Origin of the sequence: Micromonospora sp. NPDC047620 (assembly GCF_043205005.1) — a bacterium.
Lineage (GTDB): Bacteria > Actinomycetota > Actinomycetes > Mycobacteriales > Micromonosporaceae > Micromonospora.
Map to the genome: position 1 here is coordinate 71,344 of NZ_JBIDDG010000003.1, position 24,288 is coordinate 95,631.

A 24,288-nucleotide genomic window follows, 5' to 3' on the forward strand; every position below is an offset into this window, starting at 1 on the left:
GCGTCGTGACCGCCGACGCCCCCGCAGCAGCCGCCGCCGAGGCTCCCGCTGCCGCTGCCGCTGCCGCTTCCGCCGCTTCCGCCGCTTCCGCCGCTTCCGAGGCTCCCGCCGGCGACCCCGCGACCGCTCCCGGGCAGCGTCGGGTCGGCCTCGCCGCCCTGCTGCCCTACCTGCGCGCCCACCGCGGCACCATCGCCGTGGTGGGCGCGCTGTCGCTGGCCGGGGCGGCGGCGTCGCTGGCGCAGCCGCTGCTCACCCGCGCGGTGCTCGACGGCATGTCGGCGGCCCGGCCGGTGGCCGGCCTGGTGGCGGTACTGGTCGCCCTGGTGCTGGGGGCCGCGGCGCTCGGCGGGCTGCGGGACTACCTGCTGCAACGCACCGCCGAAGGCGTCGTACTGGGCACCCGGCGGCGGCTGGCCGGGCACCTGCTGCGGCTGCCGATCGCCGAGTACGACCGCCGCCGAACCGGCGACCTGCTGTCCCGGGTCGGCTCGGACACCACGTTGCTGCGGGCGGTGGTCACCTCCGGGCTGTTCGAGGTGGTCACCGGCGCGGTGATGGTGCTGGGCGCGGCCGGCGCGATGGTGCTGCTCGACCCGGTGCTGTTCGGGGTGACCCTGCTCGGGGTGGCCGCCGGGGTCGGCTTCGCGGTCGCCTTCGCACACCGGATGCGCGACCTGGCCCGGACCGCCCAGGAGCGCATCGGGGAGATGACCTCGGCGGTGGAGCGGGCGATCTCCGCCGTCCGGACGATCCGCGCGGCCCGGGCGGAGCGGCGCGAGGCCGACACGATCGGCGCCAGCGCGGGGCAGGCGTACGCGGCGGGGCTGCGGGTGGCCCGGGTGCAGGCGTTCGTCGGCCCGGTGAGCACGGTCACGATCCAGGGCGCGTTCCTGCTGGTGCTGGGCGTGGGCGGGGCGCGGGTGGCGGCCGATGTGATCACCGTGGGTGACCTGGTCGCGTTCGTGATGCTGCTGTTCTTCCTGGTGCTGCCGCTCGGCCAGGCGGTACACGCCTACGCCCAGTTGCAGACCGGGCTGGGCGCGTTGCAGCGGATCGAGGAGGTGCTCGCGGTGCCGGTGGAGGGCGCGGCCGACCGCCCCGCGCCCGTCCGTCACACCACCGCCCCGACCTGGCCGAGCACCGCCGGCGGAGCCCCGGCGGCCGTCGAGTTCGACCGGGTCGACTTCCACTACCCGGGCGGCCCGCCGGTGCTGCGCGAGGTCAGCTTCACCGTGCCGGCCGGCACCCGCACGGCGCTCGTCGGCCCCTCCGGCGCCGGCAAGTCGACGCTGCTGGCCCTGGTCGAGCGCTTCTACGACGTGACCGGGGGCACCCTGCGGCTGGGCGGGGTGGACGTGCGCGACCTGCCCCGCGACGCGCTGCGCGCCCGCCTCGGCTACGTCGAGCAGTCCGCGCCGGTGCTGGCCGGCACGCTCCGGGAGAACCTGCTGATCAGCGCGCCGGACGCCACCGACGGCCGGCTGCGCGCGGTGCTCGACGAGGTCAACCTCGGTCATCTCGCCGAGCGGGCCCCGGAGGGGCTGGCCGTGCAGGTGGGCGAGGGCGGGGTGCTGCTCTCCGGCGGCGAGCGGCAGCGGCTGGCGATCGCCCGGGCCCTGCTGGCCGGGCCGCCGGTGCTGCTGCTCGACGAGCCGACCAGCAACCTCGACGCCCGCAACGAGGCCGCGCTGCGCCGGGCCATCGACGCGGTGGCCGTCCGGCGGACCTTGTTGATCGTGGCGCACCGGCTCTCCACGGTCGTCGACGCCGACCAGATCGTGGTGCTCGACGGCGGGCGGGTGGCCGCCACCGGCACCCACGACGAGCTGACCGTGACCAGCCCGCTCTACCGCGAGCTGGCCACTCACCAGCTCCTGGTGACCTGAGCGGCCGGCGGCCCGACCCGCCCGGCGGCGACACCCGCGCGGCGCCGCGCCGGGCGGGCCGCCACCACCCGGCCCGGTCGCGTACCGTTGCCGCTCATGGGTGTGTCGCAACGCTTGAAGAGCAGGTTCCGCCGGTTCCTCCAGCGCCCGGGGACGACGGTCGACCTGGGGCCGCTGGAGAAGCTGCTGCCGGCCATCGAGGCGCGCGAGGAGAAGCTGTCGGCCCTCGATGACGCCGAGCTGACCGAGGCCGCCGGCGCGGCCACGGGCTACGAGGAGATCTGCGCGATCGGCCGGGAGGCCGCCCGCCGCGGCATCGACCAACGGCCGTACGACGTGCAGCTGCTCGGCGCCATGGCCCTGCTCTCGGGCAAGGTCGCCGAGATGGCCACGGGTGAGGGCAAGACGCTCACCGCCACCATCGCCGCGTACGGGCACGTCCGGCTCGGCAACGGCCCGGTGCACGTGCTCACCGTCAACGACTACCTGGCCCGCCGCGACGCCCAGTGGATGGAGCCCGTCTACACCCTGCTCGGCCTGACCGTCGGCTGGGTCAACGAGGCATCGACCCCCCAGGAGCGGCGCGACGCGTACGCCTGCGACGTCACCTACGTCTCCGTCAGCGAGGCCGGCTTCGACTACCTGCGCGACCAGCTCGTGACCGACATCGACGACCGGGTGCAGCCGCCGCTGCGCACGGCGATCGTCGACGAGGCCGACTCGATCCTCATCGACGAGGCCCGGGTGCCGATGGTCCTCGCCGGCGCGGTCGCCGGCGAGCAGGACCCGGTGCACGCGGCTGCCGCCCTGGTGCGCGGCCTGCGCAAGGGCAAGCACTACACGGTCGCCGAGGACGGCCGCAGCGTGGCCTTCACCGCCGCCGGCCTGGCCGCCGTCGAGGCCAAGCTCGGCATCGACCTGTACGACGAGGAGCACGTCGCGCAGCTCTCGGCGGTGAACGTGGCGCTGCACGCGCACGCCCTGCTGCACCGCGACGTCGACTACATCGTCCGCGACGGCACCGTCGAGCTGATCGACGAGATGCGCGGCCGGGTGGCCCAGCGCCGCCGCTGGCCGGACGGGCTCCAGGCGGCGGTGGAGGCCAAGGAGGGCCTGGACGCCACCGCCGAGGGCGAGGTGCTCGGCACCATCGCCGTGCAGGCGTACATCGCGCTCTACCCGACGGTGTGCGGCATGACGGCGACCGCGGTGCTGGTGGGCGACCAGCTCCGGGAGTTCTTCGGCCTCGAGGTGGCGGTGATCCCGCCGAACACCCCGTGCGTCCGCGAGGACGAGCCGGACCGGATCTACGCCACCCGGGCCGAGAAGGAGGAGGCGCTGATCGACGAGATCACGCGCTGCCACTCGGCGGGGCGGCCGGTGCTGGTCGGCACGCTGGACGTGAAGGAGTCCGAGGGGCTGGCGGCCGGCCTGAACGCCGCCGGGGTGTCCTGCGTGGTGCTCAACGCCAAGAACGACGACGAGGAGGCGGCGATCATCGCCGAGGCCGGTGCGTACGGCGCGGTGACCGTCTCCACCCAGATGGCCGGCCGGGGTGTGGACATCCGGCTCGGCGGCAGCGACCAGGCCGACCGGGAGCGGGTCGCCGAGCTGGGCGGCCTCTACGTGATCGGCAGCGGCCGGCACGACAGCCGGCGGGTCGACGACCAGCTGCGCGGCCGGGCCGGCCGCCAGGGCGACCCGGGTGGTTCGGTCTTCTTCGTCAGCCTCGAGGACGACCTGGTCGTCCGGCACGCCGGCGACGCCGTCCCGCCGTCGCCTCGGATGAACGCCGACGGCCTGGTCACCGACGAGCAGGTCGACTACGCCGTCGAGCACGCCCAGCGGGTCGCCGAGGGCGTCAACCACGAGATCCACCGCAACACCTGGCGCTACAGCGTGGTCATCGAGCAGCAGCGCAACGCCCTCGCCGAGCGGCGGGAGCGGCTGCTGACCAGCGACGTGGCGGCGCTGATGCTGCTGGACCGGGTGCCGGAGAAGGCCGGGGAGATGGACGAGGACCTGCTCGCCCGGGTCGCCCGGTCGATCGCCCTCTACCACCTCGACCGGCTCTGGGCGGAGCACCTCGCCGAGCTGTCCGAGGTGCGCGAGGGCGTGCACCTGCGCGCGCTCGGCCGGCTCGACCCGCTGGACGAGTTCCACCGGGCGGCGGTGCCGGCGTTCAACAACCTGATCCCGGAGATCGAGAAGCGGACCATCGCGACCTTCGAGGAGACGGAGTTCGGCGAGGACTGGGAGCCGGACGAGGCGAAGCTGGTGCGGCCGAGCGCCACCTGGACGTACCTGGTGCACGACAACCCGTTCGGCTCCGAGCTGGACCGGCTGATCGCTTCCGTGGGTCGACGGCTCAGCGCCGGCTCCCGCTGACGCGTCGGGGCCCCTTCCGCGCCACGCGGCGCGAAAGGGGCCCCCTTTTGCGCCGTTTCGACCCCGGTTTGCGAGGGTAGTAGGGCGGGTCCGAAGAGTCGGGAGAGATCAGAAGATGGAACGGGTGACGGCGCCGGTCGGGCGTGCGGGGGCATGCGCGGGGTCGGTGGAGGCTGTGCAGCGGTGAACCTGGAGATGCGGGACCCCGCGGTGGAGCGGATCGGCGTCCTGGAGACGGCCGCCCTGCTGCGGGAGCTGACGGCCGGGCTGATCGCCGTCGACGACTTCGACGAGGCGCTGGCGGCGCTGGTGCGCATCGGCCGGGACGCGGTGGACGGCGTGAGCTGGTGCGGCTTCACCGCGCTGCGGGCCGGGGAGCCGGCCGGCGTGGCCGCCTCCGACGAGCGGCTGGCGGGGCTGGACGACCTGGGGCACGGCCCGGACTCGCCGGCGATGGACGCGATCCGGCGGCGGGAGATGATTCTCTCCGAGCACCTGGGCCGCGAGCCGCGCTGGCCGGCCTGGACGCCCCGCGCGCGGGAGCTGGGCGTGCACGGGGTGATCTCCGCCCCCGTCGACGTCGACGAGCAGGTGATCGGGGCGATCAACCTCTACGCCGGTGCCGCCGACGTGCTCACCCCCGGGCACCAGCTCACCGCGATGCTGCTCGCCGAGCACGCCGGGCTGCTCCTCGCGGCGGTCCGCGACCGGGCGCGCCGGGCGGCCCGGGCCGGGGAGCTGGACTCGTCGCTGCTCGGCGACGGGGTGGTGGGGCAGGCGATCGGGGTCATCATGACCCAGCGCGGCTGCCCGGCCGAGGAGGCTCTCGACGTGCTGCGCAGCGCCGCGTCGTCGCTGGACATCCCGCTGCGCGAGGTGGCCGACCGGCTGGTCAGCACCGTGTCGCGCCCCCGGGACACCTGAACCCCGTCCGCCGTCCCCCCCGGCCCTGACATCTGGGGCCGATGGGGCGCGTGTCGTTTCGCCCTGGGAGCGCCCGGGTAGCACTCTGGATTCGTGGGGTGAGCCGACCTGGGGGAGGAACGATGCAGAGCCGGCTTCGGGTGCAGGGGCACCCGATCCAACCGATGCTGGTGACGTTCCCGTTCGGGCTCTTCGTGAGCGCGACCGTGTTCGACCTGACCGACGTGCTCGGGGGACCGGCCTTCCTCGGCGAGGTGGGCTACTGGAGTTCGGTGGCGGCCCTGTTCGCCGCCACGCTGGCCGCCGTGGCCGGCATGATCGACCTGTGGGACGTGCCGGGCGGACGGACCCGGCGCACGGCGGTGACCTTCAACCTGGTGAACGTGGCGATGGCCGCGCTGTTCCTGGTGTCCTGCCTCGTCCGCGCGGACGCGCCGCAGCGCGGCGCCGGCGTCGTGCTGCTGCTCACCGAGGTCGTGGCCCTGGCCGTCGGCGCGGTCGGCGTCCGGCTGGGCGCCCGGCTGGTGCGGCTGTTCGACGCGGGCCGCCGGGCCGAGGCGACCACCTTCGACGCGCTGGGCGGCGTCTCCGGCTCCACCGTCGACCTGGCCCGCTCCCGCCCCTGACCCACCCCACCCCCACGCCGCCCCCGCCCCCGCGATCTTGCACTTGGTGCCCGGACGAAGGTGGCAATTCCGCCCGATCCGAGGGCTGAAAGTGCAAGATCGCGGCGGCGGGCGGGGGAGGGTCAGCGGGTCGGGTGGGATTCGGCGTGGTGGGCGGCCAGGACGTCCGCGCCGAAGTCGCTGGCCGGGCGGCGCAGCACGGTGTGCGCGTGGTTGCCGTCGTCGGTGGTGTTGTCGTACTCGATCAGCAGGTCGTCGCCCTGCACCCGGTAGTAGTGGCGCTGGCCGGGGCGGGTCGGGCCGGCCCAGGCGAAGTGCAGCTGCCCCGAGGCCAGCCGGCGTGCCTCCCGGATCGCCAGCTCGGGCGGGAGCCGGTCCAGGTAGAGCGCGACGAGCTGGTCCAGCAGCGCCCGCCCGGTGGGGCCGAGCCGGTCGGCGGGCACGCCGAGCGGCTCCAGCGGCGCGTCGACGCGGGCGCGGGTGGCGCTGATGAGGTCGCCGGGCGCCTCGTCGGCGACGATCGCGGCGGCCCGGCCGGCCGGACCGATGGCGTCCAGCAGGGCGCGGCCCAGGTCCTCCTCGACGCCCAGGGGCCGGGAGACGGGGCGGCCGGCGTACCGGACGGTGGCCGGGTTGGCGCCGAGGAAGATCGGCGCGGGGGAGACCTGGTCGGCCACCACGGTCATGCTCACCGAGAGGTGGTGCCCCTCCAGCCGCCACGCCCACGCGTCGTCCCGGGACGGGTCGCCGAAGACGGCCACCCAGTAGTCGCCGCTGTGCCGGCCCCGGCGCCATCCCTCCGCCCGGTCCAGCACCTCCTCCAGCGCGACGATCGCCATCGCCTGGGCGTACGCCGGCGGGCTCAGCGCGGTGGCCAGCAGCCGGTGCGCGGCCTTGCGCCCGGCGCGGTCCAGGTCGGCCAGGCACACCCCGGGCCGGGGTCGCGGCCGGTACTCCAGCCAGCGCCGGGCCTGCTCGTCGTCGAACCGGAGGGCGGCGCGGGCGCGGGCGGGCTCGTCCAGCGCGGCCAGCAGCGCCGTGCCGGCGGTGCGCATCTGCTCGGGCAGCGGATCTTCCACCGCCTCTGTATACCGGCCGGGACCCGGGCGCGGGCGCCGTCGCCGTCAGCCGGTCGGTGTCGTCAGCAGCGCGAGCATCTCGGGCAGGTCGAAGAAGCGGGCCGTCTCCACCGCCGACGGGTTGCCGTGGTGCGGGTCGGCCCCGGCGGCGAGCAGCGCCCGGACCGCGTCGGCGCTGCTGCGGAACGTCGCGGCGGCCAACGCCGTCTGCCCCCGGTCGTTGGTGCGGGCGTGGTCGGCGCCCCGGGCGAGCAGCGCGGCGACCGTCTCCGGGTGGGCGTGGTACGCCGCCAGGATCAGCAGAGTGTCGCCCTTGTCGTTGGTCAGGTCGACCGGCAGCCCCGCGTCGACGTAGTCGGCCAGTTCGTCGGTGCCGCCGTCGCGCGCCAGGTCGAACATCCGGTGCGCGAACGCCAGCGTCTCGGCGTCGAGTTCCTCACTCACCGGTCCAGGTTAGTCGCGCGGCAGCCTGGTAGGTTGCTCGGCCGGCGCGCTGGGGAGGGTCGATGGACGGCACGGTGTACGTGGGCAACGCGGGCGTGGACGGTGCGACGAACGCCGGCTGGCTGCTCGGCCACTTCATGCCGCCCGGCGACGTCCGGCGCAGCACCGACGTCGAGGTCAAGTGGGGCGTGCACCCGGCCGGTGAGGCGCGCTCCCGATGGGCGACCGGCGAGCGGCGGACCGCCCTGCTGGTGCTGGTCAGCGGGCGCTTCCGGGTCGAGTTGCCGGACCGGACGGTGGTGCTGCGCGAGCCCGGCGACTACGTGGTGTGGGGGCGCGGGGTGGACCACTCCTGGTACGCCGAGTGCGAGGCGGTCGTACTGACCGTCCGCTGGCCGTCGGTCCCCGGCTACCGGGTGGAGCCGCCGGTCCGGCGCTGACCCGTACCGGCCCGTGGATGCTCGTGTCCCGGCATGCGGAAACTACCTACTAAACCCATAGGGTTTACAGCCTAAGCTGAGGCTCCGCACGTCGCCGTACCCGAAGGACCGCCATGACCGACCGTCGCCAGCCCGGCCTGCTCGCCGTCGCCGGAGCGTGGGCCGCCGACCCGGCCGGGTGGCCGGTGCCGCTGCGCTTCGACCCGGCCTCCCGGTGGTACGCCGGCTCGACCAGACCGCCGACCGCGAGGTCTGGGCGCTGAGCTGGCTGCCCGGGCAGGGCACCGACCTGCACGACCACGGCGGCTCGGGCGCCGCGTTCCTCGTCGTGGCCGGCGCCCTCACCGAGGAGACCGTCAGCGGGGGCCGGCTGCGCCCGCACCACCTGGCCGCCGGTTCCGGCCGCCGCTTCGGGCCCCGTGATCACGAGCGGAGCCCGCCGGCCGCCCGAGCCCGCCCGTACGGATCCGAACATCCCCGAACGCCTGGTCCCGGCCCCGACGGCACAGGCGTGGATACGTTCTGGACCCAGTGCCCTGAGGGCAGCCGGCGGTGGGACAGGACGGGGGCGGAGTGACCGAGCGCGCCGCGACGTACGCCGAGGTGTTCGCGGTGCGCGAGTACCGCTACCTGTTCGTGGCGTACCTGCTGTCCCTGGCGGGTGACCAGCTCACGGCCGTGACCGTGGCGTACCTCGTCTACACCGGCACCGGCTCGGCCGCGCTGGCGGCGGCCGCCTACGCCAGTTCCTACCTCGCCTGGCTCGCGGGCGGGCCGCTGCTGTCCGGCCTCGCCGACCGTTTCCCCCGGCGGCGGATCCTGGTCGCGTGCGACCTTGCCCGGGCGGCGCTCGTCCCGGCGGCGGCGCTGCCGGGGCTCCCCGCGCCCGCCCTGGTGGCGCTGCTGTTCGCGGTCAACCTGATGCGGCCGCCGTTCGTGGCCGCGCGGGCGGCGCTGATGCCCGAAGTGCTCGACGGTGACCGTTACGCGGTGGCGAACGGCGTGGACAACATCTGCGCCCAGGTCGTGCAGGTGCTCGGCTTCGCCGTCGGGGGGAGCCTGGTGGCGCTGCTGTCGCTGCGCGGTGCGTTGCTGGTGGACGCCGGCACGTTCCTCGTCTCCGCCCTTCTGATCATGATCGGCGTTCGTTCCCGCCCCGCGCCCCGGCCGCCCGGCCGCCCGGCCCGCCGCGGCCAGGCGGCCGGCCTGCGGGTGATCTTCACCGATCCCCGGCTGCGCGCCTACGTCCTCGTCCTGTGGGCGGCCAGCGCCTTCACCTACGCCGCCGAAGGACTGATGGCGCCGCTGGCCCGACAGTACGGAGGCGGCGCCGGCACCGTCGGGCTGTTGCTGGCGGCGGCGCCGACGGGGATGGCCGTCGGCGGGGTCGCCCTCACCCGGCTTTGTCCACCGGCGGCCCGGCCACGACTGATCCTGCCCCTGGCGGCGCTCTCCGCCGGCGTGCTGACGGCGACCTGGCTCGTGCCTCCACTGTGGGTCGTCCTCCTGCTGTTGGTGCTGGCCGGCACCGCGAGCGCCTTCGCCATTCCGCTGAACGCGTTGTTCGGCCGGGCCGTGCCGACGCAGTACCGGGGACGCGCGTTCGGGGTGGCCATCACCGGTCTGAGCGGGCTCCAGGGTGCGGCGATGGTCGTGGCGGGCCTGGCCGCGGACCGGTGGCCGGCGACCACGGTGATCGGGCTCAGCGGACTGTCGGGCGCGGCGGCGGTCCTCGCCCTCGTACCACTGTGGCCGCGGCGGTCTGCCTGCACGCCGACGACGTTCGAGGTCCCGGTCGAACAAGGCCGAACGACCTCGACCGCCGACAGCCCTACCGCCGAGGCGGGCGGCGGCCGACGCTGAGATCACGGGCGGGCACGGGGCCGCCACGAAGGGAGAGGAGAAGCGCATGCGCAGCATCCGCAAGCGTGGCGTCAGCTGGACCTGACCCTGACGTTCCATCACGTCGGCGACGCGCCTCCGGCTCCGACCTCACTCGCCGGAGGATGCCGACCGTTCTCACGAGAGGAGGTGCGGGCGATGCGGAAGGACGACTGCACTGCCTGAGATCCGTGAACCACGGTGGGTGGTCACCGCGGGTGACCACCCACCCCCCTCGACGCTGGAGGAGTCATGCGCGGTCAGGGTGGCCACCCGCTCACCATGGGTCAGCTCTCCATGTGGCGAGCCCTCTCGGTGCGCCCTCCGGAGCAACTCTGGGAGTCCAACCAGGACGTGGTCTGGCCGGTTCCGGCCGGAACCACCGAGGACCAGGTACGCCAGGCGCTCACCGCGCTGGCGGTGCGGCACGAGTCGCTGCGCACCGTCTACCGGCCGGCGGACGAGCCCGACGCCGTGCGGCAGGTGGTCCTGCGCGACCCGCTCGTGCGCTTCGCCGAGGCGTCCGTACGGGAGCCGTTCGACCTGGCCGCCCAGCCGGCGTGGCGGGCCTGGGTGCGTAATTCCGACGACGGTGGACGGCCGCGGGTCCATCTGGTGATCCACCACCTTGCGGCCGACGGCGCCGCCGTGCGGATCCTGGAGTCCGACCTGCGCGCCCTGCTGCGCGGTGACCGCCTCGCCGACGCCCCCGCGCCCCGCGAGGTGGCCGAACTCCAGCGCGCCGACGACTTCCGGGCCAGGCTGACCGCGGCCGGCGAGTACCGCCGGCGGATCGTCGCCGCCGCACCGCGGGTTCCGGTGTCCCGGGGTTCCCTGGTGCGGGCTCGCGCGCACACCGGCATCCCGTACGGCGCGGTTCGCCACGCGGCGCGGCGCCTGCGGGTCACCGTGCCCACCCTGCTGCTCACCGTCTACGCGCAGGCGCTGGCCGCGACCACGGGCCGGACGGACCAACTGCTGTGGCAGTTGGCCGCGAACCGGCTGGATCCCACGGTGCGGCACCTGGTGTCGTCGATGACCCAGTGGGTGCCCATGCCCGCCGCCTGCGACCCCGACGGGCCGCTGCGCACGATGGCCCGCGAGGTCAACGTCGCGGCGGTGCGCGCCATGCAGCACGGCGTGTACGACCCGTTCGCCGTCGCGCCCATGGACTTCGACCACGGCAGCTTCTTCACCTTCATCCCGGCCCCCGCCGACGCCGACTCCGCGCCGTCCGAGGTGACGCCCCGGCGTGTCGAGTTCCTTCCGCCCCGCGCCTACAGTGGGGCCAGCTTCTACCTGATCGCCTGGGTACACCCCTGCGTGCAGCTCACCATGCGGGTGATGCGCAGCGGGTACGGGCGCGCCGAGGTGGAACGCTTCCTGACCACCATGACCGACCTCCTGCTGCGCGCGGTCGAGGAGCCGGCATGAGCGACAGTCTGTGGCGACACCGTGACTTCATGGTGTTGTGGTCGGGCCGGACCCTCAGCGAGGTGGGCGACGCCGTCTCGATGCTGGCCATTCCGCTGCTGGCCGTCACCGTGCTGGACGCCTCCGCCGTCGAGGTCGGCGTCCTCACCGCCACCCGGATGATCGCCTACCTGTTCCTCTCCCTGCCCGCCGGGGTGTGGGTGGACCGGATGCGTAAACGCCGGGTCATGGTGGCCTGTCACCTCGTGCGGGCGGGGCTGGTGGCCACCGTCGCCATCGGCGCGTGGGCCGGCTGGGTCACGATGGCGCAGCTGTGGATCGTGGCGCTGCTGTCCAGCGTCTGCACCGTGCTGTACGAGACCGCGCACCAGAGCTTCCTGCCGTCGGTCGTCGCCGGCAATCAGCTACTCGACGCCAACGGCAAGCTGACGACCACGTACTCGGTCTCGCGGATCGCCGGATACGGCGTGGGCAGCGCACTCGTGTCGGCGCTGGGCGTGGCGCGTACCGCGGGCATCGACGCGCTCGCCTACGTGGTCAACGCCGTGTCCCTCATGCTGCTGCGCCGTCCAGAGCAACCGCCGGCCGTGGCGCGGCGTCGGAACTTCCGCCGGGAGCTGGGCGCCGGGCTCTCCTTCGTGTTCCGCCACCCGATCATGCCCAGACTGGTGGCGGCCTCGGCGTCGCTCAACCTCTTCAGCCAGATGATCTTCGCGCTGGCGGTCCTGTACCTCGTGCGTGACCTCCACCTGAGCGAGCACATGGTCGGTGTGGTGTTGGCGCTCACCACGCTGGGCGGGATCGGCGGCGGCCTGGTCTCCGCGCGGCTGGCGCGCCTGGTGGGCACGGCCCGGATCATCTGGATCGCTCCACTGGGGCTCGGCTGGACGGTGCTGCTCGTACCGGTCGCCCAGCCCGGTTGGGGTCCGATCGCCTACACGGCCGGCATGGCGGGGCTGGGTGCGGTGTTCGCCATCTACAACGCGGCGGCGGTGAGCTACCGGCAGCGGGTCTGCCCGCCGGACCTACTGGGCAGGATGACCGCGTCGGTCCGGTGGGTGATCTTCGGGGTGATGCCGGTCGGCGCACTGACGGGCGGACTGCTGGGCAGTTGGCTGGGGGTGCGCCCGACGCTGTGGATCGCCGCCGCCGGAGTGTGGGCGTCCGGTCTGTTGCTCTACTTCTCGCCGCTGCGGCGGTGGCGCGACCTGCCGGACGAGGCCGGCACGCCGGACGAGGCCGGCACGCCGGACGGCGAGCAGCCGCCGCCGAGACTCCCGGCGCCGCACGGGCGGTCGCCGGTCGACCCGGCCGGAAAGGCCATGGGAGGTGTACGAGGTGGATGACCAGCCATACGCGCAGCACATTCTGTCCTGGGCGGGCGGGCCGGCGGACACCGACCGGTTCGTCGCGCTGGGCGGGGCACGGCTGCCCGCCGAGCCCGACCCGGCAGCCCTGCGCCGAGCCCTGGACGCGCTCCTGGCCCGGCATCCCGTACTCGGTAAGGGGCCGGTGCCGCTGCGAACGGTCGACGACGTGTGGGCGGCGGCCGCCGCCGGCCGGTACCCGCCCGACGCGCGGTGCCTGCTCTGGGCGTACCTGGCCGGCCGTGAGTTGCTTCTCGTGGCGCACCACACCGTGTCCGACCCGTGGTCCATGCGGCTGCTGCTCCGCGAGGTGATGAAACCAGGGACCGGCCCGGCCCCCGCCTACCACGCCAGCGCGTCCTCCCCCGCGCCCAGGCGGGTGAACCGGTCCCTGCCGTTCTGGCGCCGGATGCTGGCCGACGTGCCGACCCTGGCTCCGGACACCGGCGGCGACACCGGCACGGCCGAGATCAGGACGCCGAGCGGCATCACCCAGCAGCAGGCGGCAGCGGTCGCCCGGACGGTGCGCAGCACGCCATTCGTCGTCCTGCTCACCGCGTTCGCGCGGGCCCTCGGCCCGCTGTGCCCGGGCGAGGCGGTCGTCCCGGTGCTGACCCACGGCCGGCAGCGGTCCGACTGGGACACCGTGGGGCTGTACATGAACGTGCTGCCGGTGCGGCTCGGCACGCCGACGGTGGGCGCGGTGCACCGCGCGTTCGCCGAGGCGTACGCCCACGAGATTCCGTTTCCGGTGCTGCTGGACGCGGTGCCGCAGGCCGACGCGCTGTTCGCCGAAGGCGGACCGGCCCTGGCCCAGTTCGAGGTCATCCAGGTGCCCGACGGCGCCGGGATCGAGCCGCTGACGATCCCGGCCGGGCTCGGGCTGGGCGGGCCGGTGCTGCCCGTCAACGGGCTGGCGTTCTGGCTCGAGCCGGGTGCGGGTGGCGGCTACACCGCCTGCCTGCGGTACCGCCGCTCCTACCGGGAGGCCGAAATGCAGGCCCTGACCCGGCGATTCATCGACAGTTGGGAGGATGTCCGTGCCGACGCGGAGCGAGCTTGAGTCGATGCTGACCCGGCTCTGGAGCGAGAAGCTGAACGTCACGCCGGTGGGCGTCGAGGACGACTTCTTCGCCCTCGGCGGCGACTCGCTGCTCGCCGCCGACCTGCTGATGGACCTCTACGAGCAGCTCGGCGTCGAGGTCGACGCCGCGGTGCTGTTCCTCAAGCCGACCATCGCCGAACTCGTCGACGAGGTGCTGGCCGCATGAGGACCGCGCCCTGCCTCCGGACCCGGCCGCCGGGCCGGATCGACCTCGCCGACCCCGCCCTGCACGGCGCCGGCGACCCGCACGCCGCCTGGCGGACGCTGCGCCGGTGGGATCCCGTCGGCTGGCAGCCGGTCGAGGGCAGGTCGGGCTTCTGGGCGGTCACCCGCTACGCCGACGCCAGGACCGTCCTGGCCGACCACGCCAGGTTCACCTCCACCGGTGGGGTGATGCTCACCATGCTCGGCCGGGCGGAGCCGGCGCAGAACCAGCAGTTCGCGGCGACCGACCCGCCGCGGCACGGCCTCATCCGGGGGCCGCTGCAACGGGAGATGACCGCGCGTGCGGTGGCGCGGCACGCGCCGGCCATCCGTTCCTTCGTCCGGGAGATGCTCCGCCCCGCCGCCGGGGCCCTGGACTTCGCCGAGCTCACCTCCGCCCTGCCGCTGGCCTTCCTGGGGCCGCTGATGGGCATCCCGGCCGCGGACTGGCCCGCCCTGGCCCGGTGGGTGTCCATGTCGGTGGCCGAGCACGACCCGGATGTCGCGCTGCCCGACGGCCCGTCGGCGACCCTCGACCGCGGGCACCGGGAACTTTTCGCCTACCTGCTCCACCTGGTGCTCGAACACCGTCGGCACCCGCGCGGAGACCTGGTGGACCTGCTGGGGGCCATGCCGCTGCGCCCCGGAGCGATCGTCGCCAACTGCTACAGCCTGCTCCTCGGCGGCAGCGCCGCCATCCCGCACGTGCCCCGTGCGGCCCTGGCCGAGCTGATCCGCACCGACCGCTACGAGCAGTGGGCCCGGCGACCCGAGCGGGTCGGCCGCGCGGTGGAGGAGGCGCTGCGGTTCACCTCCCCCGCGGGGCACTTCATGCGGTTGGCGACACGGGACACCACCGTCGGCGGCGTACGCGTCGCGGCGGGCGATGCCGTCGTGGTGTGGCTCGGGTCGGCGAACCGCGACGAGACCGTCTTCCCCGACCCCGACACGCTGGACCCGGACCGCCACCCGAACCGGCATCTGGCCTTTGGGGACGGGCGGCACTACTGCCTGGGAGCGGCCGTCGCCAGACTGACGTTGCGCGTCTTCTTCGAGGAACTCTTCGCCACCTTCGCGTCCTTCGAGCCGGCCGGCGAGGTCGAGCGCGTACGGTCGACCTGGCTGGGCGGGATCAAGCGGATGCCGGTCGTGGCCGGGCGGCGATGATCACCGAGGCGCTGGCCGCTCAGCTGCGCTCCCGCCGGGAGACGCCGGCCGTGACGGATCCCGAGCAGGCCCTGACGTACGCGGACCTGGACGGCTTGTCCGGCGCGGTCGCCCTCCATCTCCAGCAGCGGGGCGTGGCCGTCGGGGAGCCGGTGATCGTGCACACCCGGCTGTCGTGCTGGGCCGTCGTGGCCATGCTCGGCGTACTGCGGGCGGGAGCACGTTACGTCCCCGTCGACGCGGCCCTCCCGGCGGCGCGCCGCGAGCTGATGGCCGCTGGCAGCGGTGCCCGGGTGACACTCACCGAGAGCCTGCTGGCGTCGCTGCGCCCGGCCCGCTCCGGCTGGCGGGACGGGCCCGACGCGTACACGCTGTTCACCAGCGGCTCGACCGGCGTGCCGAAGGCGGTCACGGTGTCGCGGGCGGCGCTGAGCTACTCGACCGGCGCCCGACTGGAGTACTACGGCCGGGCGCCGCAGCGGTTCCTGCTGTGCTCGTCCATCTCGTTCGACAGCTCCGTGGCGGGCATCTACTGGACGCTGTGCACCGGGGGCACACTGGTCATCCCGAGCGACCGGCCGTTCGACGTGCGGGCGCTGGTCCGGGCCGGCGCCGTGCACCGGCCCACCCACACCCTGATGGTGCCGTCCCTGTACCGGCTGGTGCTGCGCTCGCCGGTGCCCAGCCTGACCACCGTGATAGTGGCGGGGGAGAGCTGCCCGCCCGGCCTGGTCGACCTGCATCACGAGCGGATGCCCCACGCGACGCTCTACAACGAGTACGGTCCCACCGAGTGCACCGTCTGGAGCACCGTGCACAGGTGTGCGCCGGGCGAGGACCCCGTCCCCATCGGCCGGCCGATCCCCGGCACCACGATCTCCATCGACGACGGCGAGCTGTGCATCTCCTCGCCCGGCGTGGTGTCCCAGGGGCCGGTCTACCGCACCGGCGACCGGGTGAGCCTGGGCGCCGACGGCCTGCTCCGCTACCACGGACGCGTCGACGAGCAGCTCAAGGTCGGCGGCATGCGCATCGAACCGGCCGAGATCGAGCACGCCCTGATGTCCCACCCGGCGGTGCTCCTCGCCGGCGTCGCCGTCCCCTACCAGGGCGTCGCGTACGTGGTCTGCGCCGAACCGGTGCCTCAGCGGACCCTGCGCGCGCATCTGCTCGACCGGCTGCCCGCCGTGGCTGTACCCACCGCCTTCGAGCGGCTGGAGCGGCTGCCAACCCTGCCCAACGGCAAACTCGACAGGCGCGCCCTGAGCCGGATTGGCCGCACTCCATGACAACTGAGAAGCGGGCGCCCGCGACACCGGGCGCACGGGTGGCCGCGACCGACGCGTACGCGAGCACCGCCCGGATCGACGAGCTGCGCGCCACCGAGTACCGGCACCTGGACCGCGACGGCCGGACCTACCTCGACTACGCGGGGTCCGGGGTGGCCGCACGGGCACAGGTCGTCGCCCATCAGGACCGGCTGCTCTCGGGCCTGTACAGCAACCCGCACTCGGAGAACCCCACCTCCGAGGCGGCCGGTTCGTTGGTCGAGTCGGCCCGGCGCGCGGTGCTCGACTTCTTCCGCGCCGACCCGACCGAGTACGCGGTCGTCTTCACCCCGAACGCCACCGGCGCCTGCCGGCTGGTGGGCGAGGCGTACGGCTTCGGTCGCGGCTGCCCGCTCGTGCTGACCTGGGACAACCACAACTCCGTGAACGGCATCCGGGAGTACGCCCGCGCGGCCCGTGCGCCGGTCCGCTACGTGCCGCTGGCCGGGCCCGACCTGCGGGTGGCCGAATCCGACGTGGTCGCGGCGCTGGCCGCCGGCCGGGGCGGGCTGGCCGGCCGTCCCCAGTGGCGCAGGTCCGGCGCGTCGGGGCTCTTCGCGTACCCGGCACAGAGCAACTTCACTGGGGTGCAGCATCCGCTGGGATGGGTGGAACTGGCCCGGCAGCGCGGGTACGACGTGCTGCTCGACGCCGCCGCCTTCGCCCCGACGAACCGGCTGGACCTGAGCGTCGTGCAGCCGGACTTCGTCTGCCTGAGCTGGTACAAGCTCTTCGGCTACCCCACCGGGGTGGGGGCGCTGCTGGCCCGGCGCGAGGCGCTGGCCCGGCTGCGCCGACCCTGGTTCGCCGGTGGCACCATCCGGGCGGTCAGCGTCCAGGGCGACTGGCACCAGCCGATGGGGGACGAGTCGGGGTTCGAGGACGGCACGCTGAACTTCCTCAGCCTCCCCGACGTGGAGTTCGGGCTGCGCTGGCTCGACTCGATCGGCGTCGACCTCGTCCACACCCGGGTCGGCCTGCTCACCGGGTGGCTGCTGGAGCGGCTGACCGCGTTGCGACACCGCAACGGCCGGCCGCTCGTCCACGTCTACGGGCCGTCGACGGGCGATGCCCGGGGTGGCACCGTGGCGTTCAACTTCCGCTACCCGGACGGCTCGCTGGTCGACGAGCGGCTCGTCGCGCTCGAATCGTCGGCGGCCGGCTTCGCCCTGCGTACGGGCTGCTTCTGCAACCCGGGCGCGGCCGAGGCCGCCTTCGGGATCAGCCGCCGCTCGCTGCGCCGTACGAACCTCGCCCACGCCGGGACAATCGACCAGCATCTCGCCGCGCTGCGGCTGCCGACCGGCGGAGCGGTACGCGTCTCCTTCGGTCTGGCCTCGACCGCGGCCGACGCGGAGCGCTTCCTGGCCTTCGCCGAGTCGACCTACCTGGACCGCGCCGGCCCCGCCGACGTCCGGCTGGCACCACGGATACGCTGCTGAGCACGGCGAGCGCCCGCCCGGCAGCCGCCAGACGCGCGTCGTGAGGCCGTGGGCGGGAGCGCCCCGGGATGGCGTCGACACCCGGAACCGCGCTGCCCGCCAGCGGCGGTCAGGCAGTCGTGTCCGCCGCCAGGGCGGCGCGGAGGCGGGTGCACGCCTGCGGGTCCAGCCCGTCGAGCCGGCCCAAGGCCTCCCGCCAGTGCCGGCGCGCCACGGCGCGGTGTCCGAGGCCCGCGTGGGCGTTGCCGAGCACCTGTAGCGCCAAGCCGATGCCCCGCCGGTGCTCGTAGCGTCGGCAGATCTCCAGCGACTCGGTCGCGCGAGCGATCGCCTCCCGGTGCTCACCGCCAGCGTGTAGCGTCTCGGCGAAGTTGACCAGCGCCTGGGCCTCGCGCAACGGATCGGTGCCGCCGTCGGCGACGGCGCGTCCGGCTTCGTGGCAGGCGACGGCCCGGGCATGGTCGCCGAGGCGCTGGTACACCAGGGCCAGGTTGTCGAGCACCAACCCCTCCTTGTGCCGGTGGCCGAGTTGCCGCCGGATGACCAGCGCGGCCCGCAGGTGGTCCAGGGCGCCGGTCAGGTCGCCGCTGTCGCGCAGGGCGTTGCCGAGGTTGTTCAGGATGGCGGCCTCCCGGCTTCGGTCGCCGAGTTCGCGCTGGACGGCCAGGCACCGCTCGAGGATGGGGATCGCCTCGTCGAGCCGGCTCTGGCGCAGGAGCGCGACGGCGACGATGTTGAGCCCGGCGGCCTCGCCCGAGCGATCGCCACATCGGCTCGCCGCCGAGGCGGCGAGGTGGCCGAACTGTTGCTGCTCGGCGATGTGCCCGGCGTAGTCGAGGAACTTGGCCGCCACAAGGGCCAGGTCGCGGACCTCGGTGAGGGCCCGTCCCGCCGTCGCCTGCTGCCCGGCCACCAGCAACAGGTTGGTGTGCTCCCGTTCGAACCAGGTCAACGCGTCGGCCGCGTCGGCGAGGGGCGGGCCGGGCCGAGTCGGGCCGGTCGGCTCGTCGATGCCGAACCGGTCGTCGGGGTAGAGCAGCCGCGCCGCGCGGGTGGTGGCCGCGAGCAGCCACGCGGTGAGGTTACCGAGGGCCGCCTCGCGGTGGTGTGGGTCGTCCACCGCCTGCGCCCGCTCCCGGGCGTAGAGCCGGACGATGTCGTGGAACCGGTATCCGCCGCCACCGGCCGACTCGATCAGGTGCGCGTCGGCCAACGCGTCCAGGGCCTGCTCGGCGGCGGTCACCGGCAGGTCGGCCAGTGCCGCGCAGCCGTACGGCGTGAGGTGCGTCCAGTCGGGCAGCGCGGCGAGCCGGAAGAGCCGGGCCGCCTGCCGACGTCCGCCCTGCCGCGCGTCCCCGAACACCTGGTAGCCCAGGTGCAGGCTGGCCCGTACGGACAGGTCACCGACCTCCATGACGTCCAACCGCATGCCCTCGTCGTCCATCCGCTCGGCGAGGCCGGTCAGCGAGGCGTCTGGCCGGGCCGCGGCGCGGGCGCCGACGATTCGCAACGCCAGCGGCAACCCGCCGCACCGGCGGACCACGGTCGCGGCCGCGGCGGGCTCCGCCTGCACGCGGTGGGCGCCGGTGAGCCCGGTGAGCAGGGCGAGCGCCGCGTCGTCGGGTAGCGGGCCGAGGCGGATCCGCGCCGTCGTGTCGAGGTCGGAGAGCATCCACCGGCTCGTGACGATCGTGGTGCATCCGGGCCCGCTGGCCAGGAGCGGTCGGACCTGCGCCGCCGATGCGGCGTTGTCCAGCACCACGAGTACGCCCCGTCCGGCGGTCCACGTGCGCAGCAACGCCGAGGCCTCGTCGAGCGAGGCGGGGACGGTGGGCAGGCCCAGCGCCCGCAGGAACCGGCCCAACACGTCCGTGGGCTCGGCCGCCGCGACGCCGCCGGTGGCCCCGCGCAGGTCCGCGTAGAGGCAACCGCCGTCGTAACGTCCCACGATCCGGTGCGCGACGTGCAGGGCGAGCGCGGACTTGCCGACCCCGCCGGCACCTTCGACGAGGCACACCGCGGCGTCGGTCTCCGTGGCCGTGAGCAGTTGGCCGACCTCCGCCGAGCGGCCCGTCATCAACGGGGGCGCAGGTGGCAGTTGATAGGGGACCGGTGTCCCCGACCCGCTCCCCACCGGCGGCGGCTCGCTTGCCGCCGGCCACGACAGCCCCCGTAGTACGGCCCGGTCCCGGCCGCCGCCGGACGCGGCGACCCGCCCCCGTTCCGGGCCGGCCGACCCGGTCCCGCCACCTGCGGGGATCAGGCGTAGCGCGGCGGAGCGCTGCGTGTGGGATGCCGGCCCGACACCCGTGGTGTCCGGCCCGCCGACCGGGCCGCGCGGACCGGTGACGCGCGCGGCCGGACCGATCGGGGAGTGACCGGTTCGGCCCGAGGAGCGCGCCCGCGTGGCCGCCGGGGGCGTCTCCGCCGTACGGGCGGCGGCCAGCCGGCCCCAGACGGCCAGCCACGCTGTCGCGCGCTCGTCCGGCACGTCGCAGGCCCGCAGCAGCGCCGACACCAGATCACGGCGGGGCAGCGTCGACCGGCCCAGCATCGTCGCCAGGGTGCTCGCCGGCAGCACGTCCCCGTTGCGCTGCGCGCGGCGGGCGATCTCGCGATAGGCGAGGCCGGACTGGTCGCGGACGCGACGCAGCAGCCTGACGTACTGTTCCGGACTGGTCGCGGTGGTCGGGTCGACGCCGAAGTCGGCGGCCGTCATGCGCGCCCTCACGTCAGATGTCATGTGCCCGGGCCCGAGGGCGCCGGGCGGGTCTGCCAGAGTGCGTCACACGGTACAGGGCCCAGGCCAGGCACCGTCGCCCCGATACTCCGAAATGGACAGTCACTTTGGGGATGTGCAGCCAGACGATCGGGTCATCCAGCACCCGGAACAGGTTTGGAGAGTCCCGCTCAGCGTTGCACGGGCGCAACACCACGTCACCGTCGACCATCGAGGTCCGCATCCTCAAGGGCCACTCCACCCAGGCGCTCCGGGCGGCCCAGCACGAGTCACCCACACGCGGCAACCCGCCGCTGATCGCACGATGGTTCCGGGCGGCGGCGAGGTCTGCGGCGTTCGCGGTCATGGTCGCGGCCACGACCGTGCGGGGACCGGTCGGAATGCGTCTTCCACCGGGTCAGGCATGGTTGCACGCCCGCCCACCAGGTGGCGTCGGACCGGCCACCGGGATTTCGGCAGCCAGGACCGGATGGTCCCCTCGCCGAGGCCCACGTGCTGGTGACCGTCCTACGCCCGTGGCTCGCATCTTGTTGCTCTCTCCGGTTGTTCAGTCTGACTCGTGTAGGTCCCGTTCGAGGTCCTCGACCGTGTCGCAGAAACTCGGCATCGGGTAAGGGATGGGCCGGCCGCCGGTCAGCCCGGTGGCTCGGGGGCCAGGATGCCTGGGTAGGGTGCCTGTCATGGGTGAGGACACCTTCCGTTCCGTGGAGATCGAGCGCACCAGCGTGGGGAAGTACGTCGTGCGGAACGTCCGCGGTGGTTCGATATCGATGGGCACGGGCGAGGACGGCAGCTTCACGCCGGTGGAACTGCTCTTGGCAGCTATCGGCGGCTGCACCTCGATAGATGTGGACCACATCACCAGCCGTCGCGCCGAGCCAACTCAGTTCTCCGTCGAAGTCACTGGCGACAAGAGCCGGGACGAGACCGGGGGAAACCGGATGGAGAACCTTACCGTCGAGTTCACCGTGACGTTCCCGGTGGGCGCGGACGGCGACAGGGCGCGCGAGGCGCTGCCCCGGTCGCTGCGGCAGTCGCACGACCGGCTCTGCACCGTCTCTCGTACCGTCGAACTTGGCACTCCCGTCTCGATCGTCGAGGCTGCCGGTTCTACCGGGGACTGAGGTTTCCAGGCGTCACTCCCGGGTCGCCGACGGTGAACACGGTGGGCTGTCGCAGGTCTTGTCCGCTGTCCCGGATCCGCGTGACCCGCGCGGAGTGCGTCACCCGCTCGCCGGGCTCCTCGCGGTCGCGGTGTACGCGGTGCTGGCCGGGGCGTGCCGGTAGGCACGACGGTGTGGCGGCTGCTGATGTCCCGGGCCGGGCGCCCTCGGGGCCGATGCGAGCGGTTTCGCAGGAAGTGGCATTTGGCCATTGGTCTCGGAGCTTTGCCTGGCGGTTTTGGACGGATCCGTTGCGTCGACGCCGATTGACGTAGATCATAGTCGCTAAAAGTTGCGCAGTTGCTTGTCGTGCCGCCTTGGTCGCTGTACCTGGATCCGCGTTCGATGGTTTAAGGGACAGTGTGGCAGTTTTTGGAAACGCAACGATGACTATTTCGTAAGCACACACCCTGCGCGACCGAACCCGGCGTCCCTCCAAGATGGCCAGTCGACGGAGGGAGGGACTGACCGCTTAGGTCCGGGGTGTCGACGATGGAGAGACGAAGCCGCTCTTAGGCGCCGCAACCACAACCGTTGCGTCGGATATCTGCGGAACGATCGGCTGTCTTGACAGCTGATCTCGGCCACCTGAACGATCGTAGAACGGGATCACCTAACGCCAGCGTGGCACGGAAGGGGCATGCATGCCGATCAGGAGCGGCTTCCTTCTGTTCCCGTTCTCCGCAGCCGATCAGGGACGGATCAGTGCGCCGTCACTCACTGCCTCTGATGTCGCCTTCGCCGCGGCCCCGGTCGCCGGCGGCCCATTTCCACAGGCGATGCAGTTGGCGTTCCGGCTGACGGCCGGGTCCCCACTGCCGCAGGTTCGGCCGTTGTTTCCGGGGCGCCTGCGCTTCATCCCCGATCCGGCGGCACCGGGGATCACGCCGGAGCCCAGCGCCGTGCAGTTCACCTCCGCCGAGTACGCCAAGTGGCGTACCGTCGGCACGATCCGGGTCGCCGTGGATCTCGAAGCCGCCACCGCGATGAACGACCCCGCCGTGCGTGGCGGTCTTGAGATCCTGCCGGCCGTCGTGTGGTACGGGCCGGTCCGCATCTCCGAGGAATTCCTCTTCGGCACGCTACGGACGGCGCTGCGCCAGGGCCGCGTCGGAGGCACGCCGTCCATCCCACCGACCCGCGCCAACTGGGCGCAGCACGCCGTCGCGCGATTCCTCGCCGGGCGCTACGAGCCGGTCCTGCGTCCCGGCGCCTCGGCTGCGGCCGACGACCGGATCGCCAACGCGATGCCGACCGTGCATCCCGTCGACGCGCAGTCGAATGTCACGCTGCGGATCACGATGGCGAGTCGGCCCGCCCCGAAGGACGGTTCGTCGAGCGCGTTCGACGCGCTCACCCCGGGCACCGACCTCGACGACCCCGCCCATGCCGCCAATGGCGCCATCCCCGCCCGCCACGTGCTGCGGGTGCTGCGCCCGCAGCTCACCGACGGCGCCGTGGGCGCGGCCGTGCCGGATGCGGTCCTGACGACCGGCGGCACCACACCGGTCTATCGTGCGGTTCGCTTCACCCGGGTCTGGAAACCGGTCGCCGACTGCTCGGTCCACCTTCCCGCCCAACGGGTACGCGTGGCCGACGCCGCCAACACCGAGCTGGCGACCCAGCGGCTGCCGGCGCACGGGATGTTCTTCTGGAGCTACCCCGCCGACGCGCCGGTGACCGACATCCGCCTCTCGATCGTCGGCGGTATGAGATGGATCGACGGCGCCACCCCCGACGTGTGGCGGTTGCCGGCGGGGGACACACCGATCGCCGTGGACCTCGCCGCCACGCCCGCCCCGCATATACAGCTTCGGCTGCGGATGCGGGAGGCGATGCTGGTCGAGCCCCGCGACCGCCCCGGCGGGTACCGCTGCACGTTCATGTCGATGCGGCGCTCCGTGCGGGCGCTCGTGGACAACCGCATCTGTGGTGGCCGGTTGAACTTCGGGCGCAGCGACACCAACGCGGACACGGTCCGGCTGATCAACGATGCCTGGGCCGCGGTGCCCGCCCGAGCCAATATCCTGCGCAACAACCAGCCCTTGCCGAACAGTGACCCGGCTGTCGGGGCGCCGCGGATGATCCCGGTGCTGCAGGCGTTCTTCCCCGACCCGGTGCCGGCGCAGAGCATCGGCGGCAGCACCAACCGCACCACCGTCTTCGACGGCGGTGAACTGGCCTACCACCTGTGGCAGAGCCGAATCGACCTGTTCCACGCCGCCGGCACCAAGCGCAACTTCCCCACCGCCCATGTCGGACGCGGTGGCGCGGGCGCGCTGGTGGCCACCGGCCTGGCCGCCGGCTACCACATCGACCCGACCCGCAACGCGGGAGAGGCCGACGACGCCTACTTCGACCGGATCGTCGGCGACATGCTGACCGGGCTGGAGCCGGGAGCGGTGCTGCAGTTCTGGTACGACGACGCCGACTTCGAGGGCATCAAGGCCACCCAGACCAGTGCCACCGCCCACGCCATGAACGCCTACGGCCACTCGCCGGTCTTCCTCCGCTACGTACGCACCGGCGGTGATGTCACCGCCATCCGGATCATCGATCAGGGTGGCGAGCGCAACTGCGCCATCCGAGGACCTGCCGGCAGCCGACGGATCGAGTGGCACGGCGACGAACAGGCCATCTGGACCACCGCGAACTGGACGGAATGAG

21 protein-coding genes are annotated in these 24,288 nt (G+C 73.7%); 18 read left to right on the top strand and 3 right to left on the bottom strand.

Going from position 1 to position 24,288, the window contains the following annotated elements; all coding sequences use genetic code 11:
• The first annotated feature begins 5 nt into the window (after nt 1-5).
• The 4 genes from ACGF5C_RS04575 (at nt 6) to ACGF5C_RS04590 (ending at nt 5,827) form a co-directional block, all read left to right on the top strand.
• On the top strand, nt 6-1,889 hold the full coding sequence (locus tag ACGF5C_RS04575) for an ABC transporter ATP-binding protein (RefSeq protein WP_393296620.1): 1,884 nt from the start codon (nt 6-8) through the stop codon (nt 1,887-1,889).
• A gap of 96 nt (nt 1,890-1,985) precedes the next feature.
• A complete protein-coding gene (secA2, locus tag ACGF5C_RS04580; protein WP_393296622.1) occupies nt 1,986-4,277 on the top strand; it encodes an accessory Sec system translocase SecA2 in 2,292 nt (763 codons plus the stop codon).
• Between the two features lie 183 nt (nt 4,278-4,460).
• On the top strand, nt 4,461-5,201 hold the full coding sequence (locus ACGF5C_RS04585; RefSeq protein ID WP_393296624.1) for a GAF and ANTAR domain-containing protein: 741 nt from the start codon (nt 4,461-4,463) through the stop codon (nt 5,199-5,201).
• Between the two features lie 122 nt (nt 5,202-5,323).
• Nucleotides 5,324-5,827: a DUF2231 domain-containing protein gene (locus ACGF5C_RS04590; RefSeq protein ID WP_393296626.1), complete on the top strand. Its 504-nt coding sequence runs from the start codon at nt 5,324-5,326 to the stop codon at nt 5,825-5,827.
• A gap of 122 nt (nt 5,828-5,949) precedes the next feature.
• On the opposite strand, the gene ACGF5C_RS04595 is transcribed toward ACGF5C_RS04590, so the two are convergent.
• Entirely contained in the window at nt 5,950-6,906 is a 957-nt protein-coding gene (locus ACGF5C_RS04595; protein ID WP_393296628.1) for a DUF3500 domain-containing protein, read from the bottom strand.
• 45 nt (nt 6,907-6,951) lie between these two features.
• The gene (locus ACGF5C_RS04600) at nt 6,952-7,305 is read right to left on the bottom strand and encodes an ankyrin repeat domain-containing protein (RefSeq protein WP_393296987.1); all 354 of its coding nucleotides are present in this window, start codon (nt 7,303-7,305) and stop codon (nt 6,952-6,954) included.
• Nucleotides 7,306-7,412: 107 nt separating this feature from the next.
• Between ACGF5C_RS04600 and ACGF5C_RS04605 the strand changes: the two genes are divergently transcribed.
• From ACGF5C_RS04605 to ACGF5C_RS04655, 11 genes are all read left to right on the top strand, one after another.
• Nucleotides 7,413-7,790: a signal peptidase I gene (locus ACGF5C_RS04605; protein ID WP_393296630.1), complete on the top strand. Its 378-nt coding sequence runs from the start codon at nt 7,413-7,415 to the stop codon at nt 7,788-7,790.
• A 113-nt stretch (nt 7,791-7,903) separates the two neighbouring features.
• Entirely contained in the window at nt 7,904-8,053 is a 150-nt protein-coding gene (locus tag ACGF5C_RS04610) for a hypothetical protein (RefSeq protein ID WP_393296632.1), read from the top strand.
• Nucleotides 8,005-8,367, top strand: a complete 363-nt coding sequence (locus tag ACGF5C_RS04615; RefSeq protein WP_393296634.1) for a hypothetical protein — start codon at nt 8,005-8,007, stop codon at nt 8,365-8,367. The genes ACGF5C_RS04610 and ACGF5C_RS04615 overlap by 49 nt, the downstream gene beginning before the upstream one ends.
• Entirely contained in the window at nt 8,364-9,653 is a 1,290-nt protein-coding gene (locus ACGF5C_RS04620) for an MFS transporter (protein ID WP_393296636.1), read from the top strand. The genes ACGF5C_RS04615 and ACGF5C_RS04620 overlap by 4 nt, the downstream gene beginning before the upstream one ends.
• Nucleotides 9,654-9,923: 270 nt before the next feature.
• Nucleotides 9,924-11,105, top strand: coding sequence for a condensation domain-containing protein (locus ACGF5C_RS04625; protein WP_393296638.1), 1,182 nt, complete (start codon nt 9,924-9,926; stop codon nt 11,103-11,105).
• Complete coding sequence (locus ACGF5C_RS04630; RefSeq protein WP_393296640.1) at nt 11,102-12,451, top strand: MFS transporter; 1,350 nt, start codon at nt 11,102-11,104, stop codon at nt 12,449-12,451. Before ACGF5C_RS04625 ends, ACGF5C_RS04630 begins: the two co-directional genes overlap by 4 nt.
• The gene (locus ACGF5C_RS04635) at nt 12,444-13,535 is read left to right on the top strand and encodes a hypothetical protein (protein ID WP_393296642.1); all 1,092 of its coding nucleotides are present in this window, start codon (nt 12,444-12,446) and stop codon (nt 13,533-13,535) included. The genes ACGF5C_RS04630 and ACGF5C_RS04635 overlap by 8 nt, the downstream gene beginning before the upstream one ends.
• Complete coding sequence (locus ACGF5C_RS04640) at nt 13,507-13,743, top strand: phosphopantetheine-binding protein (RefSeq protein ID WP_350708107.1); 237 nt, start codon at nt 13,507-13,509, stop codon at nt 13,741-13,743. Before ACGF5C_RS04635 ends, ACGF5C_RS04640 begins: the two co-directional genes overlap by 29 nt.
• On the top strand, nt 13,740-14,948 hold the full coding sequence (locus tag ACGF5C_RS04645; RefSeq protein WP_393296644.1) for a cytochrome P450: 1,209 nt from the start codon (nt 13,740-13,742) through the stop codon (nt 14,946-14,948). Before ACGF5C_RS04640 ends, ACGF5C_RS04645 begins: the two co-directional genes overlap by 4 nt.
• Nucleotides 14,945-16,237 (top strand): amino acid adenylation domain-containing protein, encoded by a 1,293-nt coding sequence (locus tag ACGF5C_RS04650; protein WP_393296646.1) that lies wholly within the window; start codon nt 14,945-14,947, stop codon nt 16,235-16,237. The genes ACGF5C_RS04645 and ACGF5C_RS04650 overlap by 4 nt, the downstream gene beginning before the upstream one ends.
• The gene (locus ACGF5C_RS04655) at nt 16,234-17,718 is read left to right on the top strand and encodes an aminotransferase class V-fold PLP-dependent enzyme (protein WP_393296648.1); all 1,485 of its coding nucleotides are present in this window, start codon (nt 16,234-16,236) and stop codon (nt 17,716-17,718) included. Before ACGF5C_RS04650 ends, ACGF5C_RS04655 begins: the two co-directional genes overlap by 4 nt.
• 109 nt (nt 17,719-17,827) lie before the next feature.
• On the opposite strand, the gene ACGF5C_RS04660 is transcribed toward ACGF5C_RS04655, so the two are convergent.
• Nucleotides 17,828-20,449: an ATP-binding protein gene (locus ACGF5C_RS04660; protein WP_393296650.1), complete on the bottom strand. Its 2,622-nt coding sequence runs from the start codon at nt 20,447-20,449 to the stop codon at nt 17,828-17,830.
• Between the two features lie 689 nt (nt 20,450-21,138).
• On the opposite strand from ACGF5C_RS04660, the gene ACGF5C_RS04665 reads away from it, so the two are divergent.
• The 3 genes from ACGF5C_RS04665 (at nt 21,139) to ACGF5C_RS04675 (ending at nt 24,287) form a co-directional block, all read left to right on the top strand.
• Nucleotides 21,139-21,582 carry an OsmC family protein gene (locus tag ACGF5C_RS04665; protein WP_393296652.1) on the top strand — a complete coding sequence of 148 codons (444 nt, stop codon included), beginning with the start codon at nt 21,139-21,141 and terminating at the stop codon, nt 21,580-21,582.
• A 94-nt stretch (nt 21,583-21,676) separates the two neighbouring features.
• Nucleotides 21,677-21,745: a hypothetical protein gene (locus ACGF5C_RS04670; RefSeq protein ID WP_393296989.1), complete on the top strand. Its 69-nt coding sequence runs from the start codon at nt 21,677-21,679 to the stop codon at nt 21,743-21,745.
• Nucleotides 21,746-22,454: 709 nt separating this feature from the next.
• Nucleotides 22,455-24,287, top strand: coding sequence for a hypothetical protein (locus tag ACGF5C_RS04675; protein ID WP_393296654.1), 1,833 nt, complete (start codon nt 22,455-22,457; stop codon nt 24,285-24,287).
• The last annotated feature ends 1 nt before the right edge of the window (nt 24,288 follow it).